The 15,745-nt window shown below is 44.3% G+C and carries 15 protein-coding genes; 3 read left to right on the forward strand and 12 right to left on the reverse strand.

Translation table 11 applies throughout. From position 1 onward, the window contains the following. Positions 1-5 precede the first annotated feature (5 nt). The 5 genes from SporoP33_RS02350 to sppA all read right to left on the reverse strand — a co-directional run bounded on the left by SporoP33_RS02350 (position 6) and on the right by sppA (position 4,444). Positions 6-1,226 carry an acetate kinase gene (locus SporoP33_RS02350; protein ID WP_081242256.1) on the reverse strand — a complete coding sequence of 407 codons (1,221 nt, stop codon included), beginning with the start codon at positions 1,224-1,226 and terminating at the stop codon, positions 6-8. 153 nt (positions 1,227-1,379) lie between these two features. After that, a complete protein-coding gene (locus SporoP33_RS02355) occupies positions 1,380-2,294 on the reverse strand; it encodes a class I SAM-dependent methyltransferase (protein ID WP_081242257.1) in 915 nt (304 codons plus the stop codon). 51 nt (positions 2,295-2,345) lie between these two features. Then, on the reverse strand, positions 2,346-2,849 hold the full coding sequence (tpx, locus tag SporoP33_RS02360; protein ID WP_081242258.1) for a thiol peroxidase: 504 nt from the start codon (positions 2,847-2,849) through the stop codon (positions 2,346-2,348). Between the two features lie 28 nt (positions 2,850-2,877). Further along, the gene (locus SporoP33_RS02365; protein ID WP_231293283.1) at positions 2,878-3,423 is read right to left on the reverse strand and encodes an RDD family protein; all 546 of its coding nucleotides are present in this window, start codon (positions 3,421-3,423) and stop codon (positions 2,878-2,880) included. Positions 3,424-3,439: 16 nt separating this feature from the next. Beyond that, positions 3,440-4,444, reverse strand: a complete 1,005-nt coding sequence (gene sppA / locus SporoP33_RS02370; protein WP_081242260.1) for a signal peptide peptidase SppA — start codon at positions 4,442-4,444, stop codon at positions 3,440-3,442. Between the two features lie 104 nt (positions 4,445-4,548). Between sppA and SporoP33_RS02375 the strand changes: the two genes are divergently transcribed. Then, positions 4,549-5,349, forward strand: a complete 801-nt coding sequence (locus SporoP33_RS02375; RefSeq protein WP_081242261.1) for an NAD kinase — start codon at positions 4,549-4,551, stop codon at positions 5,347-5,349. Positions 5,350-5,430: 81 nt separating this feature from the next. On the opposite strand, the gene mbcS is transcribed toward SporoP33_RS02375, so the two are convergent. The 6 genes from mbcS to SporoP33_RS02405 all read right to left on the reverse strand — a co-directional run bounded on the left by mbcS (position 5,431) and on the right by SporoP33_RS02405 (position 13,806). Next, positions 5,431-7,005, reverse strand: a complete 1,575-nt coding sequence (gene mbcS, locus SporoP33_RS02380) for an acyl-CoA synthetase MbcS (RefSeq protein ID WP_081242262.1) — start codon at positions 7,003-7,005, stop codon at positions 5,431-5,433. Between the two features lie 259 nt (positions 7,006-7,264). After that, the gene (locus SporoP33_RS02385) at positions 7,265-7,474 is read right to left on the reverse strand and encodes an alpha/beta-type small acid-soluble spore protein (protein ID WP_081242263.1); all 210 of its coding nucleotides are present in this window, start codon (positions 7,472-7,474) and stop codon (positions 7,265-7,267) included. 76 nt (positions 7,475-7,550) lie between these two features. After that, entirely contained in the window at positions 7,551-8,753 is a 1,203-nt protein-coding gene (gene thiI / locus SporoP33_RS02390) for a tRNA uracil 4-sulfurtransferase ThiI (RefSeq protein WP_081242264.1), read from the reverse strand. Next, positions 8,750-9,883 (reverse strand): cysteine desulfurase family protein, encoded by a 1,134-nt coding sequence (locus SporoP33_RS02395; RefSeq protein WP_081242265.1) that lies wholly within the window; start codon positions 9,881-9,883, stop codon positions 8,750-8,752. Before SporoP33_RS02395 ends, thiI begins: the two co-directional genes overlap by 4 nt. A gap of 75 nt (positions 9,884-9,958) precedes the next feature. After that, positions 9,959-11,650 (reverse strand): septation ring formation regulator EzrA, encoded by a 1,692-nt coding sequence (ezrA, locus tag SporoP33_RS02400; RefSeq protein ID WP_081242266.1) that lies wholly within the window; start codon positions 11,648-11,650, stop codon positions 9,959-9,961. A 200-nt stretch (positions 11,651-11,850) separates the two neighbouring features. After that, positions 11,851-13,806 (reverse strand): flagellar assembly protein A, encoded by a 1,956-nt coding sequence (locus SporoP33_RS02405; protein ID WP_196796836.1) that lies wholly within the window; start codon positions 13,804-13,806, stop codon positions 11,851-11,853. A 166-nt stretch (positions 13,807-13,972) separates the two neighbouring features. Here SporoP33_RS02405 and SporoP33_RS02410 point away from each other — a divergent pair, with 166 nt between their 5' ends. After that, the gene (locus tag SporoP33_RS02410; RefSeq protein WP_081242268.1) at positions 13,973-14,770 is read left to right on the forward strand and encodes a S1C family serine protease; all 798 of its coding nucleotides are present in this window, start codon (positions 13,973-13,975) and stop codon (positions 14,768-14,770) included. A gap of 43 nt (positions 14,771-14,813) precedes the next feature. On the opposite strand, the gene SporoP33_RS02415 is transcribed toward SporoP33_RS02410, so the two are convergent. Continuing rightward, complete coding sequence (locus SporoP33_RS02415) at positions 14,814-15,131, reverse strand: YflT domain-containing protein (protein ID WP_081242269.1); 318 nt, start codon at positions 15,129-15,131, stop codon at positions 14,814-14,816. Positions 15,132-15,345: 214 nt separating this feature from the next. On the opposite strand from SporoP33_RS02415, the gene SporoP33_RS02420 reads away from it, so the two are divergent. Further along, positions 15,346-15,726, forward strand: coding sequence for a carboxymuconolactone decarboxylase family protein (locus tag SporoP33_RS02420; RefSeq protein WP_081242270.1), 381 nt, complete (start codon positions 15,346-15,348; stop codon positions 15,724-15,726). Positions 15,727-15,745: the final 19 nt, after the last annotated feature.

Here is a 15,745-nt window from a genome sequence, read left to right on the forward strand (position 1 = left end):
TACGGTTATTCTGCTGCGACTTCCAGCGATTCTACAGGTATACCTGCAATTCGAACGGTATCGCGTGCTAACATGATTTCTTCGTTTGTCGGGATAATTAGTACTTTTACCGGTGAATGCGGGAAGCTGATATACGCTTCTTCGCCGCGGATATTGTTAAGGCTTGGATCGAAGTAAACACCCATAAATTCCAGGCCGTTCATAACCTTCTCCCGCACAATTGCGCTATTCTCACCGATTCCAGCTGTAAAGATAATCGCGTCGACACCGCCCATTCCTGCAGCATATTGTCCGATATGCTGGTGAATACGGTCAGTGAAGACATCAAGCGCTAATTGTGCGCGTTCGTTTCCTTGCTCTGCAGCTTCCGTGATATCACGCAAATCACTGGAGAATCCGCAAAGGCCGAGCAGCCCTGATTTTTTATTCAATACATTGACTACTTCTTCAGCTGACTGTTCTGTACATTCCATTATGTACGGAATTAGCGCCGGGTCGATATTCCCTGATCGAGTACCCATAATGACGCCCGCCAACGGTGTGAAGCCCATTGACGTGTCTACTGACTTGCCGCCTTTAACAGCTGCAATACTTGCGCCGTTGCCGAGGTGGCAAGAAATTAGCCGTGTATCTTCAAGCGGTCTGTTCAAAATTTTGGCAGCACGCTCTGTTACGTATTTATGGCTTGTGCCATGGAAACCGTATTTACGGATGCCATAATTTTCGTAATATTCGTATGGCAGTGCATATAAAAACGACTTTTCAGGCATAGTCTGATGGAACGCTGTATCGAAAATTGCAACTGCCGGTGTATTTGGCAATGCTTTCTTAAATGCTTTGATTCCGACAATATTTGCCGGATTATGCAGCGGTGCGAATCTTGAAATCTCTTCCAATTTTCCAATTACTTCATCCGTGATCAAAACGGAGTCACTATATAGTTCTCCCCCATGAACTACGCGGTGACCAAGCCCGTCAATCTCATCATAGGATGAAACAACCCCTTCACTGAGCAATTGCTCCAGCAGCATAGTGACGGCTGCAGAGTGATTCGCAATATCCAAAACTTTTTCGATTTTCTTTTCATCTGTTGCCATGGAGAAAACGGAATTCTCTAGACCGATTCTCTCAAATAACCCCTTGGTAATCTCTTTTTCTGTCGTCATTTCGATCAATTGGAACTTCAAAGAAGAACTTCCGGCATTTATCGACAAAATTTTCGGCAAAAATACCCACCCCTTACTATGATTACGTCGTATAACGTTTGAAGTTATTATAGTATCTAACAATTTTAAAAGCAATTGAATTCATGAAAATCATGCCGCTGATCTGTGATTAATTTTTGACAAGAAAAAAAAGAAGGAAGAGCGACGACTCAGTCACTCCCCTTCCGCTTCCATCCAGTCATTCAATTTACTGAAGAACCTCTGCATTGCCGCGGCATTTCCGAGCTCCGGAATTTTAGCAAGCAGTACATCCGGCATAATAAATTGTTCATGTGGCGGCTGCTGTAGCAGTAAAATACTTTTTGCGAAACGCTGATCAGAAAACAGGGATTCAGGCAATTCCAGCAAACCTCTTAACAGCTTATGGTCTTTAACAAAGTTCAGAATTGGTTCTGCACCTTCCGCGCTCAGCAGCCTTGACGGGACGATAAATAATCCGTAACCGCCCGGCTTCACATAGCGCATGGACTGCTCGATATACAAGTAATGGGAAAACGCATGGCCTTCCGCCGGCATGAGCTCATACTCCATAGCAACTTCATCGTCAGGATAATACCCGACCGGAATATCACTGACTACCGCATCGACCAAATCAATCGGCAGCGGGCGGAGTGCATCCTGCAAATAGAAAGACACCGGAAGCTCCAGCAAATTGGCAGTCGCTGCTGCAATTTGAATTAATACATCATCGATTTCCACCGCACTTGCAGATGCGGCTCCTTTGTATTGATTAAGAACTGTAAATAAGAGATTTCCTGTTCCGGCGGCAGGATCCAAAAACGTAACCGGCTGTTTGCCATCGAGTAATTTATTAATTACATAGCCGATCAGAAAACCAATCGTGTCTGGAGTCATCTGATGATGGGCCTGGGCTGATTGTTTCATTCCTTTAAGCAGAGCCAGCTGAATACCTTTTCGGATTTCTTCTTTTTCGGGATTCTGCAATTCAACCGCGGACGGATGATCAAGCCATTTTTCACTCGCTTCCAATACGGCATCCAAATACAGACCATCCGTTGATTCAGCATGCTGGTCATAATACGCAAATATTTTTTCTGTATTGTTCATTCGTTATTCCCCCAATAAGAAACCCACCTATCGTCCAGGTGGGTTCGTTGTTTACATCAATTCTTTAACTGCTTTGATGGCTGCATCGTAATCCGGATGATCAGTTGCTTCACTGACATACTCTACATACGTTACGTTATCATCGCGGTCAACTACAAAGATTGAACGAGTCAATAAACGCAATTCTTCAATTGCCGTACCGAATGCTTTTCCGAATGACAGGTCGCGGTGATCAGAATAAAGGTGTACATTTTCTACCTTTTCTTCTTCCTTCCAGCGCGCTTGAGCAAAAGGAAGGTCGCATGAAACCGTCATGACTTCCACATCATTGCCAAGGGAATTCGCTTCATCGTTAAAGCGCTTCGTTTGAATAGAGCATACACCCGTGTCGACAGAAGGCACTACACTGATCAAGCGTACTTTGCCTTTCGAATCATCTAATGTGACAGGATTCAAATCATTCGCAAGCACTGTAAAATCCGGTGCCTGATCACCTACTTTTACTTCTGAGCCCAGAAGATGAATCGGATTATTTTTGAATGTGACTTGTACCATAACTAACCACTCCTTTTACGATAGTGTACTAAACGGTAGGGTCTTCTTGCAACTGATGTTGTTCAGGATGTATCATCTTCTGAACTTCCACTCTTTCAAATGTGCGTTCATGAACAACGACTGTATCCGCAAACAAGTCATGAAGCGCCATCTTTTTCGGCAGGAACAAAACGAGCAAATAAGGAATCCATAACATTTGTGAAATAAAACGTCCGAAGCCTTCTCTGAACAGAATAGCGCTCCAGCCTGGCTTGCGTCCGTCCGCTGTCATGACACGGATTCCCATGACCATCTTTCCTATCGTCTGCCCCGCAAACTTCGTCATCAACATAAAATACAGCAGCAGTAAAACAAGTGCCGTCACTTTATACGGGCTGAATAAAAAGGCGGATGGCTTGGTAATGGCTATATCGAGCACGCGAAACACCGGCTTGACAAAGATGCCGCTTATCGCCGAAATAACTAGCATATCAAGTAAAAATGCCCATAGTCTGATCCAGAATCCAGCGTATTTAGGTATGAGTCTCTGTTCCATCTGCACTGTTTGATCTGTATCCGGCAGTTCGTTCATCATGTTCATGTCCTCCTCCTTACTCACCATATAAATACATCATGCGCGGCGCGTGATTATCAGTCAGCAGCTTTTTCATGATTTGTGACTCTGCATCTCCACTGAATACATCATGGGCTTTCATGGAAAGCAATGCGGTTAAATTTGTAGGTGTTCCATACTCAAACACTTCCGCTTTCTCCAAATGATAGTCTTCTTTCATTTGAGAAATGACAAGGGGCAGCTTTCCATAATCATCAGCAAGCCCTGCTTCAATTGCTTGACGGCCATTCATGACGCGCCCATCGGCTACTTTGCGCACCGCTGCTTCTTTCATGCCGCGCCCTTCTACAATAATGTCGACGAAACGCTGATACGAGTCATCAATCATTTCTTGCAGCATGGCACGTTCTTCAGATTTCATTTCCCGTGTAGGACTCATCATATCTTTATATGGACCTGATTTAATCGTCGGGAAATCGACTCCGTATTTTTCCGCCAGTTTTCCATAATTGACAGACTGCATGATGACTCCAATTGAACCGGTTAATGTTTCAGGATGAACATATATCTTGTCTGCCGGAGCGGAAATATAATAGCCTCCTGAAGCCGCCATGCCGCCCATCGCCGCATACACCGGAATTTTTTTCGCTGACTGAATTTCTGTCAGCGCATCATAGATATCGGAAGATTCCAGCACACCGCCGCCTGGGGAATTCACTGAAAGTACAATCCCTTTCACGGTGTCGTCATTTGCCAATTCATTCAATTGCGTCATAAATTGGCGGTGATTGTACTCCGCTCCGCTGAATATAGACGCTTCACCTGTGTCCTGAATAACGCCATCCACCGTTAATACCGCGATGCGTTCACTGGAACTTCCTTCCTCCACGATTGTTTCCTGCACCTGCTTTTCCATTACATTGATTTCATTGACGAAACTGTTCCAGTCTCTCGTAAAGACCCATGACATCATATTGATCCCAACGGACACAATAATCAATGTCGCCGCAACAGCAACGGCAATCCATCTTTTTGCATTCATAAATAATTTCCTCCTTTGTCCACATATTACTGTACGTTCCTCATCGTCCTAATGTTTCATTCATGCTACACTTGGTCTATTAACTGAAAAAGGAGACGATTCAAATGACTTCGGAATACGTGATATTTCTGTTTAGCCGGCTGGACGAAGATACCGTCCATAAAAAAAGTTTTGTTGGAAAACAGCTGCAAAAGGAAGGTTTTGTACTGACAGACAATCATACAGAAGCAAATGTTGTTATCAGTATCGGCAGTGACGGAACTTTCCTTCAGGCAGTGCGCAAGACTGATTTCCGTCAGGACTGCATTTACCTGGGACTTTCTATAAAAGGTCCGCACGGCGTATATTGCGATTTCCAATATGATGATATTCGCCCGCTGATACAAACATTACGGCAATCAACTATTAAAGAACGTCATTACCCTTTACTGGAAGTGAAAATTAACGGGCATAAACCTTTTTATTGTCTGAATGAATTCAGTATCCGCTCCACGATCATCCGCACATTCGTCATGGATATTTACATCGACGATTTGCTATTCGAAACCTTTTTAGGTGACGGCATGATCATTTCGACGCCTACAGGCAGCACGGCGTACAATAAGTCCGTAAAAGGCGCGGTGATTGACCCGCTGCTTCAAAGTTTCCAGGTGACTGAGCTCGCATCTGTAAACAATAACCGTTACCGCACACTTGGCGCTTCCTTTATTTTAAGCAATCAGCGTCAATTGACTCTCAGCATTCAGCAGGAAGGCAATGAATTCCCGTCGATCGCTGCCGACAACGAAGCGCTTGGCATTAAACAAGTTGAAAAGGTGGAAGCGATGCTGAGCAAGAAAGTCATCCGTACAGCCAAGCTTTCAGACAACTCATTCTTCGAAAAAGTTCAGCGCACGTTTTTTTGATTAAAAGCTAAAAGGACTATCCAATCGTCGGATAAAAACGACTTTTGGCAGTCCTTTTTTCATTGCAGCCAATCTATCAAATTACTGATTTTGTTCTTTTTTACGCAATTCAACACGCATAATCTTTCCGGAAGAAGTCTTCGGCAACTCTTGTAAAAACTCAATCTTCCGCGGATATTTATAAGGTGCCGTCAATTGTTTGACGTGATCCTGCAAGTCTTTCACCATTTTTTCAGTAGAGTCTGCCGCCTCGTCACGCAATACAACAAACGCTTTCACAACATTTCCGCGTTCTGGATCAGGACTCGCCACAACCGCACATTCACGGACTGCCGGATGTTTGATCAGCGCATCTTCCACTTCGAAAGGCCCAATTGTGTAACCCGAGCTGATGATGATATCATCGCCTCGTCCTTCAAACCAAAAATAGCCTTCCGCATCTTTTTTCGCACGGTCGCCTGTAATATAATAATCGCCTCTAAATTGCATCTTCGTCCGTTCAGAGTCATTTAAGTACTCTTTAAAAAGTGCCGGTGTTGATTTGTGGACTGCAATATCGCCTACTTCATCAACCCCCGCTACTGTTCCTTCATCGGTAATCACTTCCACAATATTGCCGGGCGTCGGCTTCCCCATAGAGCCTGGACGCGGTGTCATTCCAATCATCGTGCCGACCAGCAGGGTATTTTCTGTCTGTCCGTAGCCGTCGCGCACAGTGAGTGAAAACTGTTTCTCGAAAATATCAATGACTTCCCGGTTTAACGGTTCGCCGGCAGATACTGCACTTTTAACAGAAGCCAGTGAGAAGTTATTCAAGTTTTCCGCTTTGGCCATAAAACGATATTCAGTCGGAGTACAGCATAGAACGTTGATTTGATATTCATCCAAGAAGTGTAAGTATTTATCTACATCAAACTTGCCGCTGTAGACAAATCCTGTCGCGCCGCTTCCGAGAACGGATAAAAACGGTGACCAAATCCATTTTTGCCAGCCGGGAGCTGCTGTAGCCCAGACAATGTCACGTTCCGCAATGCCCAGCCAGTTCGGCGCAGCGGTACGTAAGTGTGCGTATCCCCATCCATGTGTATGCACAACACCTTTTGGTTTGCCTGTTGTACCCGACGTATACGATAAAAACGCAGTATCGTCACTGGCAGTATCACGGGCCGCAAATTCAGAAGGCGCGTTTTTTTCTTGTTCTGTCAAAGAAATTTCGCCTTCTTTTGCCTCACCGATAATATAGATATTCACTTTATCTATATTGTCTACGTGTTCCAGCTGATCGGTGAATGCATCGTATGCAATAATTGCTTTTGCATTACTATGCTCGATTCGGTATTCAATATCGGAGGAACGCAGCATTTCTGAACTAGGGATTACAACAAGTCCTGCTTTTAGCGCGCCGATATATGTAACATATGCTTCAATCATGCGCGGTACCATCACTAATACTACATCACCTTGTTTCAGGCCGTTCTCTGTCAGCACGTTGGCTGTTCGGTTCGCCGCCCGGATGAGTTCATCGTATGTTACCTCTTGTTTTTGATTTTGCTCATTTACATAAATTATTGCTTGTCTGCCATCACCCGTAGCATATTTTTCGAACTCCGAAACAATATTATAGCGAGCCGGCGCAAGCAGGTCTTCACGGTTCATATTCATTCCCCCTTTTTCGTAATAGTATAAGTATACAAATAGAAAGACAATAATTCAAAACTTTATATACTTTTTTCCAATATACTGTTTAAAAACGTATACGATAACGTGCTTTTCACAGACTACACCGAACTGTCTCGCGCATTAAAAAAGCGGATAGAGACAAGAATCTGTATGCATTTTGCAGCTTTTTCAAATCAAAAAGGATGCTTTCAGAAGTTTTTCAGCTTCTGAAGGCATCCCATGTCTTACATTTTACTTACTTTGTGTAACCATTCATTTGAGATTGAGCCTGACGCACTAATCGCTTTGTGATTTCTCCGCCGACGGATCCGTTGGCACGCGATGTGGAGTCTGGTCCAAGTTGTACTCCAAATTCAGAAGCAATTTCTTCTTTCATTTGGTTTAGCGCCTGCTGTACTCCTGGAACTAACAATTGGTTTGAGTTGCCGCTGTTGTTGTTTGGCATGTCGTTCACCTCCTTGTGACATTAGAATGGCCACTTCTCAAAATATCATGCAAGGAAGGTGACAGGAAATTTCTTCTTACAGCAGGCCGTCGAAATCTTCTTCCGTCTGTCTGCTTGGAATGGTGGTGATGCGCTGATTTGCGGCTTGTGCCACCATATCATCGAACTCCTGGAAGCTTTCGTAATAGACGACTTTATCGATTTGCGGTTTTGTTTTATTGCTTGGAGGTGTAAATACCGTGCAGCAATCGTCGTACGGCCGAATGGATATGTCATACGTTCCGATTTTTTCAGCAATCCGGATGATATCCAGTTTGTCCATCGCGATGAGCGGACGCAGAATTGGTGTAGCAGTGACTTCATTGATCGCAGTCAAGCTTTCCAGCGTCTGGCTTGCTACCTGACCCAGACTCTCCCCAGTAATCAAACCGAGTGAATGGGTGTCTTTACGCACCTGATCCGCCACTTTCATCATCATTCGTCTGGTCGTAGTCATCGATAAATTGCTGGGCACTTGCTTAACAATTGTCTGCTGCAAATCAGTAAACGGAATAACATGCAAACGGATATCCGCGCCGAATGTATTCAGCTGTCTTATGATGTCTTCTACTTTTTGCTTTGCTAAATCGCTTGTGAACGGCGGGCTCGCGAAGTGAATGGCATCAAATGACACACCGCGTTTCATCATCAGATAACCTGCCACCGGACTGTCAATTCCTCCCGACAGCAGCAGCAGTGAATGACCGTTAGAACCGACCGGCATCCCGCCGGCTCCTTTATAGACATGTGATGAAATATAGGCTGCTGATTGCTGAATTTCAATATACAGTAAAATCTCAGGTTTTTTCATTTGTACAATTAACTCAGGGAATGAGCGCAGGACATGTCCGCCGAGCTCCTGCTGTATTTCACCTGTGTTGAGCGGAAAACGTTTATCCGTACGCTTGACATCCACTTTAAATGTTTTACCGGCTGTTTCCGTCTTGCCCATCACCTTTAGCGATGTTTCTTTAATCGCTTCAAGTGTCGGCTCGCAAATCGCTATCGGGCTGAACGACTGAATGCCGAAAACGTTCGGCAGGATCTCAATTGCCCGTTCCAGCTCCTCCGGTTTTTCTGTATAAATAAACATTCGGTCCCGTTCTGCACGCATCGTCAATGTAGTCAGTTCAGACAATGCAGCTTTTATATTCTCTTTCAGTTTGCGGACAAATTTACTTTTATTTTTTCCTTTTAACGACATTTCACCATATCGGATCAAAATAGTATTCCAGTTCATTTTCCCACTCCTTTTCTCAGCAGTCCGATTAATTGACGAACCGCTTCTTTCAATTGTTCAATTTCTTCTGTTGTCTGATCTTTGCCGAAACTGATCCGGATTACACCTTTTGCATAATCGGCCGGAACCTGTATGGCTTCAATCACATGACTGACACTCGAATTTTTTGAAGAACAAGCGCTGGATGTCGACACAATAATACCGCGTTCCTGCAGGAAATTGATCGCGACTTCTCCGGTAATGTGCGCAAATGCAACCGACAGGATGTAGGGTGCACCTGCCTGCGGAGCCAATACTCTACATTCCTCGAAAGTCGAAAAGAATTGAATCAGATCCGTTCGCCATTGGCTGAACTGCTGCATATCCGCTTCTTCCGCGATCAGACGTGCAGCTTTTGCAAGCGATGCCGCATGAGGTACGGATACTGTGCCGCTGCGCAGTTCCTGTTCCTGCCCGCCGCCGAACACTATCGGCTGCAGCCGGATATTTTGCCGATAAGCTAAAAAGCCGCTGTTCTTTATGCCATAAATTTTATGGGCTGATAACGTGACAAGATCAGGCCCGTCCGAAAAATTACCGGGCAGCAGCTTACCAAAACTCTGCACACAGTCCGAATGAAACATTGCCCGTGAGGATGAATGAATGATTTGTGCGAACTGTTCGATCGGCTGAACCGTTCCGATTTCATTATTGACATGCATAATGCTGACAAGTATCGTGTCACGTCTTAATGCAGCCTTTACATCAGCTGGCGACACCTTTCCTTCTTCGTCTGCAGGCAAGTAGTCAACTGTGAAATGCTGCTGTTCCAGCTGCTGAAATACGCGCAGCACTGATGGATGTTCGATACTGCTCGTGATCAGATGGCGTCCTTTATGCTGATTGGCGTATACAAAGCCCAGTATCGCAAGATTATTCGCTTCCGTTCCTCCAGACGTGAATATCCCTTCCGTCAAATCCAGTCCAATTGCCGCAAGAATTTGAGCGCGTGCACGTTCCAATAATTTTTCCGTACGTTTTCCTTCCATATGTAATGAAGCCGGGTTCGCGAAATAAGAAACGGAAGCGTCCATAAAGGTCTGAAGAACCCGTTCGTCTGGCTTTGTTGTGGCGCTGTGATCAAAATACATATGTGAATCCTCTCTTTTCCATGAGAATGAAAGAAACAAAGCCACCGGAAAACCGGTGGCTTTGTCGGAATATAGTTATGCTTTCTGATGAAGCATTCCTTGAATTTTTTTCATGGCACCCGGTTCTACTTCTTCTACTGCAGTACCTGCTTCTTCTAATGCACGTAAATAGCGGAACTGCATGAAAGATTCTTCCGCCTGCAATAATTTTTCATGTACATGCGGATGAGACGCGCGATACCGGTTGCCGTATTGGATGATCCGTTCGACAAGCAAAGCATTTTCAATCATGTCTTCTGCTTTCGCACATACATCATTGACAACCACATCTGCTTTTTGAACATATGATTCAACCAATGCCATATTAAGCGGCACTTCTTCCAAACTTTGCTTGACGATGAAAATTTGCTCGTCTGCTTCTTCCAGCTGCACTTCCATATCGTCCGGTATTCCGGGAATATTGGCGCGGTGCAGATTACGGTCCGCAATTTGAAGCTGCTGTGCAAGCGTCACAATGCGGGAACGCACAAGATTTTCATCGATGCGAAGATTCTTGATGCGATTGCTGAATTTATTATGCGCTTCAGCAATTGCATCCAACTCTTCCACGAGTTCCTGCAGTTCAATCTGCTGAGCAGAATATGCAAGGTTTTTCGCATCTTGGCGCTCAATGAATATTTCAATTCGCTTTGCCAGTGCGTTAAGTTTCTGCAATGCCATTTGCGGAATAATCACTTCGTTGTCGTCCAGGCGGTAGCTCTGCTGCACGAATTTCACTTCTTCAATCGTATCCGGAATCGAATATTGAAGTTCTTCAAACAGATCCAGCATTTGATCCAGATGCTCATCCACATAATGGCGGGAACTTACTTCTTCTTCCAGCACATCGTAGAATGATTCGATTTCATCATGAATTTCGTTCACTTCCGCTGCCACTTCTTCTACGTCCAGACGTGCCAGCAGCTGGCGAAGGTCTGCTACCCGCTGCTCAATCTTATCGAATCTCGAAGGCATTTTCAGGTGTCCTAAATAATACTCCTGACCTTCCATTTCGATGATTCCTTTGCGCAATTCACGCAGTGCTGCAGGAATTTTCGTCTGCAGTTCTGTCAGCAATGCAGGAATCTCGTCCAGCAGGAATGAAAAGCGTTCTTCTTTTGCCCCTAAGACAATGACGATTTCACGTGCTTGCAAGTAATTCCCATTTTCAATCAGTGCGTCGTATTCCTCAAATCTTGGAATGAACGATTCCCACTCTTTTTCCAATGGTTCTACAGCAGGTCCGAATGCATATTGATGAGCTAAGATCTTTTTGCGCGCGGCACGGTGGTGTTCTTTCACCGTTTCTATCTCGAATCGATTTCGTTCTTCACTGCCAATCAATTCGTTCAGTTCCTTCAAGATCGTTTGCATCTCTTTTTCACATTCCATCAATATTTCGCGGATTTGTCTTTCAGTTCCGGCAGCTTTCTTAAAACGGAAACGATCGACTTGTCCTTCAGCATCCAGTAAAAGCAAATCTACAGTATGAAGCCGGTCATCCACTACTTCAGTCCAAGCGTTGCGCCATCTCTCGAACATCTCTTCTGTCTCACCGGTCATATTGAGCTGCTTAACTTTCGTCATTTCTTCAAATATTGGCTGGTTTTGAATTTGTAATTTTTCTTGTTCCATTTCACTGATTTCCGTTATATGCTTTCGCCTAGCCAGAAATGCCACTACCGTCAAAATAATGACGATAATTAATGGAATGATGACGTATATCATCTCACTATGATCCCCCTATCCCACACTTCGCGCATAAAGTGACTACTTTAGATATTATAGTATATCGTAACATGTTTAAAGCATTTTCGTCTTGTATTCACATCTTTTTTAAAAAACAACGAACTTTTTATCATATTCTGCTATATTCTATGAAATAATTTTTATGAAATTCATTGTTCATTCAACATTTTCTGCGAAAATCACAGCTGTGTAATCTCCAGTGCGCCATGTTCATTCAGTCTGGCTGTAACTTGCTGCCGGGTTTGGAAGAATTCATGAGAGTGTGAACCAATCTGAAGTACCGTTCCGGGATGCGCTCTGGCAATTCGGATGACTCCTTTTTCACTTGTCTGGATATGCGTTTTTACTCCGGCAGCTGACCCGGTTTCGTCCAGCTCAATATATCTTCCGGCAATGACTTCCCCGCCCCGGCACACGCCTTTTATTGTAATATCATGAAGCGCTGTAATGGAACAATTGTAGACACCTTTTGAGCGGATTTGGATATTGCCGTTACTGTACAGAATACTGTTCAGCGCAAATGACGCCTGCAGCACGGACTCCGGACTGATTTCTTCGCTGTACAATTGCAGCAGCTCATCCGCCTCCTGAATCAGCGTACGCAAAGAAAGGATCGTTGTCTGCTCTTCTCTCTGCGGATCAATAAATAACTGATACAGCCAATCAGCGAGTGCCAGCCATTCTTTGTCCAGTCGTCTCGTATGGTTTTTCACCAATTGGATAAAATGCTTATTTTTCTCAGTGAATTCACTATATTTTTGTTCCAGCAATAATTGAATGGCCTGTTTCAAAGTAAACGGCGGGACCTCTTCAGGAACTTCACCGCGTAAGGCGAAAATTTGTCTGAGTGCCAATTCGATATTACGCAAGTACTTCAGAATTTCTTCTAAATCATTCACCATCATTGTAATAATTTTCTCTTGAATACCTACTGTAACTGTCGAAGAGAAAATACTCCCTTTAATATATACAGATTTCGTCCCTCGAATGGAAGCTTTCGTACAATTTTTCATCACTGTAATTTCACCGGAAGCAGCAATGAACATGGATGGATGAACACTGCCTCCAATCCATACGTCCCCTTCAAAATGAATGTTTCCGCTTTCCAGATTTACGTCTGCCGCATGACGGTATTCACGGTTGACGCTGACTTTCACTACTTTCCCGCGCCATTCGATTACAGGCCTGCCGTCAATTTTAGCATACAGCTTATGCAGAACACTGTCGACGCTTGGACCAGGCCGAACAATCACTTCTTTTGGCGGTTTTACTTTATATTCTTTTCCCAGCAAATTCAACCCATTCTTCCCCTGAACCGCAGGAATATAAGTGGCGATTAATTGGCCCGCTTTTACTGTAGGGATGAAATTGTGTTCCCGGAAGTCCACGCGCTCATGGTCTTCCGCATGTTCTTTTTTACTTTTCAAATGAATGTCTAAGCGGGCATCCTGACTTGCAATAGGAGCCATACCTTCTGCAATGACGATCTCCGCCATTTCCAGCGTATTCACCGCCTGAATAATGCCGCTCATTTTGATGCCGGCAACGATACCCAAACCGTCCAGTTCTTCTAAGATATCCTCTGTTGTCAGCTGATTATAAACTTCAATATCTTCTGTTGCCTGTATATCCAGCACCCGTTTCCAGGAGGAATCCAAAAGCCTGCGGGTTATTCGTTTTCCGGGCGTCACTTTAGCGGCGGCTGTCATCAGATCTTTGCTCAGATTCACTAGATACTGTGCAGCGATATCTTCATGAATCGCTGTACATTCGATTATATCTGAAGGCAGAATAATGGTGCGCTGTCTGCTCTCTTCACTGTTAACCCGCAATTCCACTCCCGCTGACGGAACGATGATGGGATATGACTGTGTCCCAAAACGGGCTTCCAGCTGCCCATTATGAATTCTGACACCGGCCGGGGTTTCTTGCACCTGTTTTTCTATAGTTTCTTTCGTTTGTTCCAGACGGCTTACCGTTACTTCAGCTAATACTTTCCGCAAACCAAAAATGGATGTACGGGCGGGGCGTTTTACATGCACATGAACTTCATCCAGCGTCAATTGAAGGATAAAAAGCGCCTCCTCTATCGCCTTCTCAACAGTTTCTGCCTGGATTGTAATAGATCGGGTCATAGTTCCACCTCTATCCGAATAGTTCTTTATCTTCATTACTATTATACCACATTAAATTGTTTCTTTACTGAAATAGTCTATACTTTCTGACAACTGCGCATGTTTTTCACGGAGATCATTTGCATGGATTATCTGGTAAACTATGTACGAGAAAGAGGTGGGTACAGTGGATAGAAAAGAACCGTTTCAGGAAGACTTGGATGACGACGAGTTACAGGACCTTGTCTTGGAAGCGCAGCGTGAAGCGTTAGACAAAGCGGCTGCCGAAAAAAACGTCCGCCGCACGTATCGCCCTTTTCCTAAGTGGGTATTCTGGACAATGGCAACTACATTAATGGTCAGTACGTTTGCTATCGTCTTTCAAATTTATTCGATTCCTGCGCTGGAATTTTTAAAAGCGTCTTCAGAACTGTCGCAGAATCCAGCCATTGCAACATACAAAGAAGCAGTTGTAGTCGTCGCAACAGAAAACAGTAAAGGCACCGGTTTTTCAATTGATGCAGAAGGAACGATTCTGACTAACTATCATGTCGTGGAAGGTCATGACACGATGATCGTCTCTTTCCCCGAAGGAGATCGGTTCACTGCTGATGTCACGGAAGTGTTCCCGGAAATTGATCTTGCGGTGCTCAAAGTCGATGGAACCGGCCTCCCGTTCTTATCTTTAGCAGAAGAGACGACATTCTATGACCGCGAACCTATTACATTCATTGGAAACCCCCTCAGTTTTTCGGGAATCGCCAATAAAGGGAATATAATTGACTACATACAGTTATCCGATTGGGATCGCCCTGTCGTGATGATTAAAGCGCCTGTGTACAGAGGAAACAGCGGCAGTCCTGTGATTAATGAACGCGGGAAAGTCATTGGCATCGTATTCGCCACATTGGATGAAGAAACACATGGCAAAGTCGGCCTGTTCATACCGGTGGATGCATATTATGACGCGGCGGCAAACGAATAGAAAAAGCCGGTGAAGGATTCCTTCACCGGCTTTCTTGCATATCTTATCGTTTGGCAACGAGTAAGAGTCTGCCTTTATCCAATTCACTTTCGCCTTCTTCAGCTTCCGCTTCTGTCATACCCACTGCCTGCATTTGCGAGCGCAGTTTATCTCCGCGGGATGTGAACATGTTCTTCATCGCGTTGAGGAAACCTTGCTCGCTCATGCCGACTTGTTCGGAATCAAGAGCATCCGCAATTTTATCTTCTCGATCTTCACTGTGAGCAAAGATATAAATGTCATCATGCGTGTATCCTTGCGTTACTAATTCCTCTACTTTCTTTTTCGCTTGCACCGCATTCTCTAAGAAAAACTTTTCCATTTGTCATAACCTCCAACTATTTGTTTTTCGTTCTACTCAACTATACCTACTCTTTACGTTCTCTAAACGTTTCGCAGGACTTTTACACCTTTTGAATCATTGCATCTTTTTAAACTGGTAGAAAGTATCTGATTTACCGGGTGAAAATCTGCATAATATTCAAAATATGCTATACTTTTCATAGTGCAGCAACAGAGTATTTGGAGGGGTTTTTATGTCAGCAGAACGATTGGAAGCCGGTTTGAAGAAGATTAGAGAATACGTCAGCGAAGAAGAGGCAGAACGAATGATGACGGCAGATGCTTTAAAAGAACTGGCGCCTGACCTGAGGAAGTATATCGTTGAATTTGCGTACGGTGAGATTTATTCCAGACCGGGACTCGACAGCAAACAACGTCAATTGGTAACACTCTCTTCACTTGTCACACAAGGTGCGACTGCACAGATCCGCACGCACGTCTCCCGCGCATTGACTGTGGGCTTGACGAAAACGGAGATCATCGAGAGCATGATGCAGCTCATTCCATATGCCGGTTTTCCCCGTGTACAAAACGCACTGACAGTCGTGAAAGAATTATTATCAGAAGAAAATTAATCAAAGAAAAAACCGGCCA

The organism is Sporosarcina sp. P33 (genome assembly GCF_002077155.1).
GTDB lineage: Bacteria > Bacillota > Bacilli > Bacillales_A > Planococcaceae > Sporosarcina.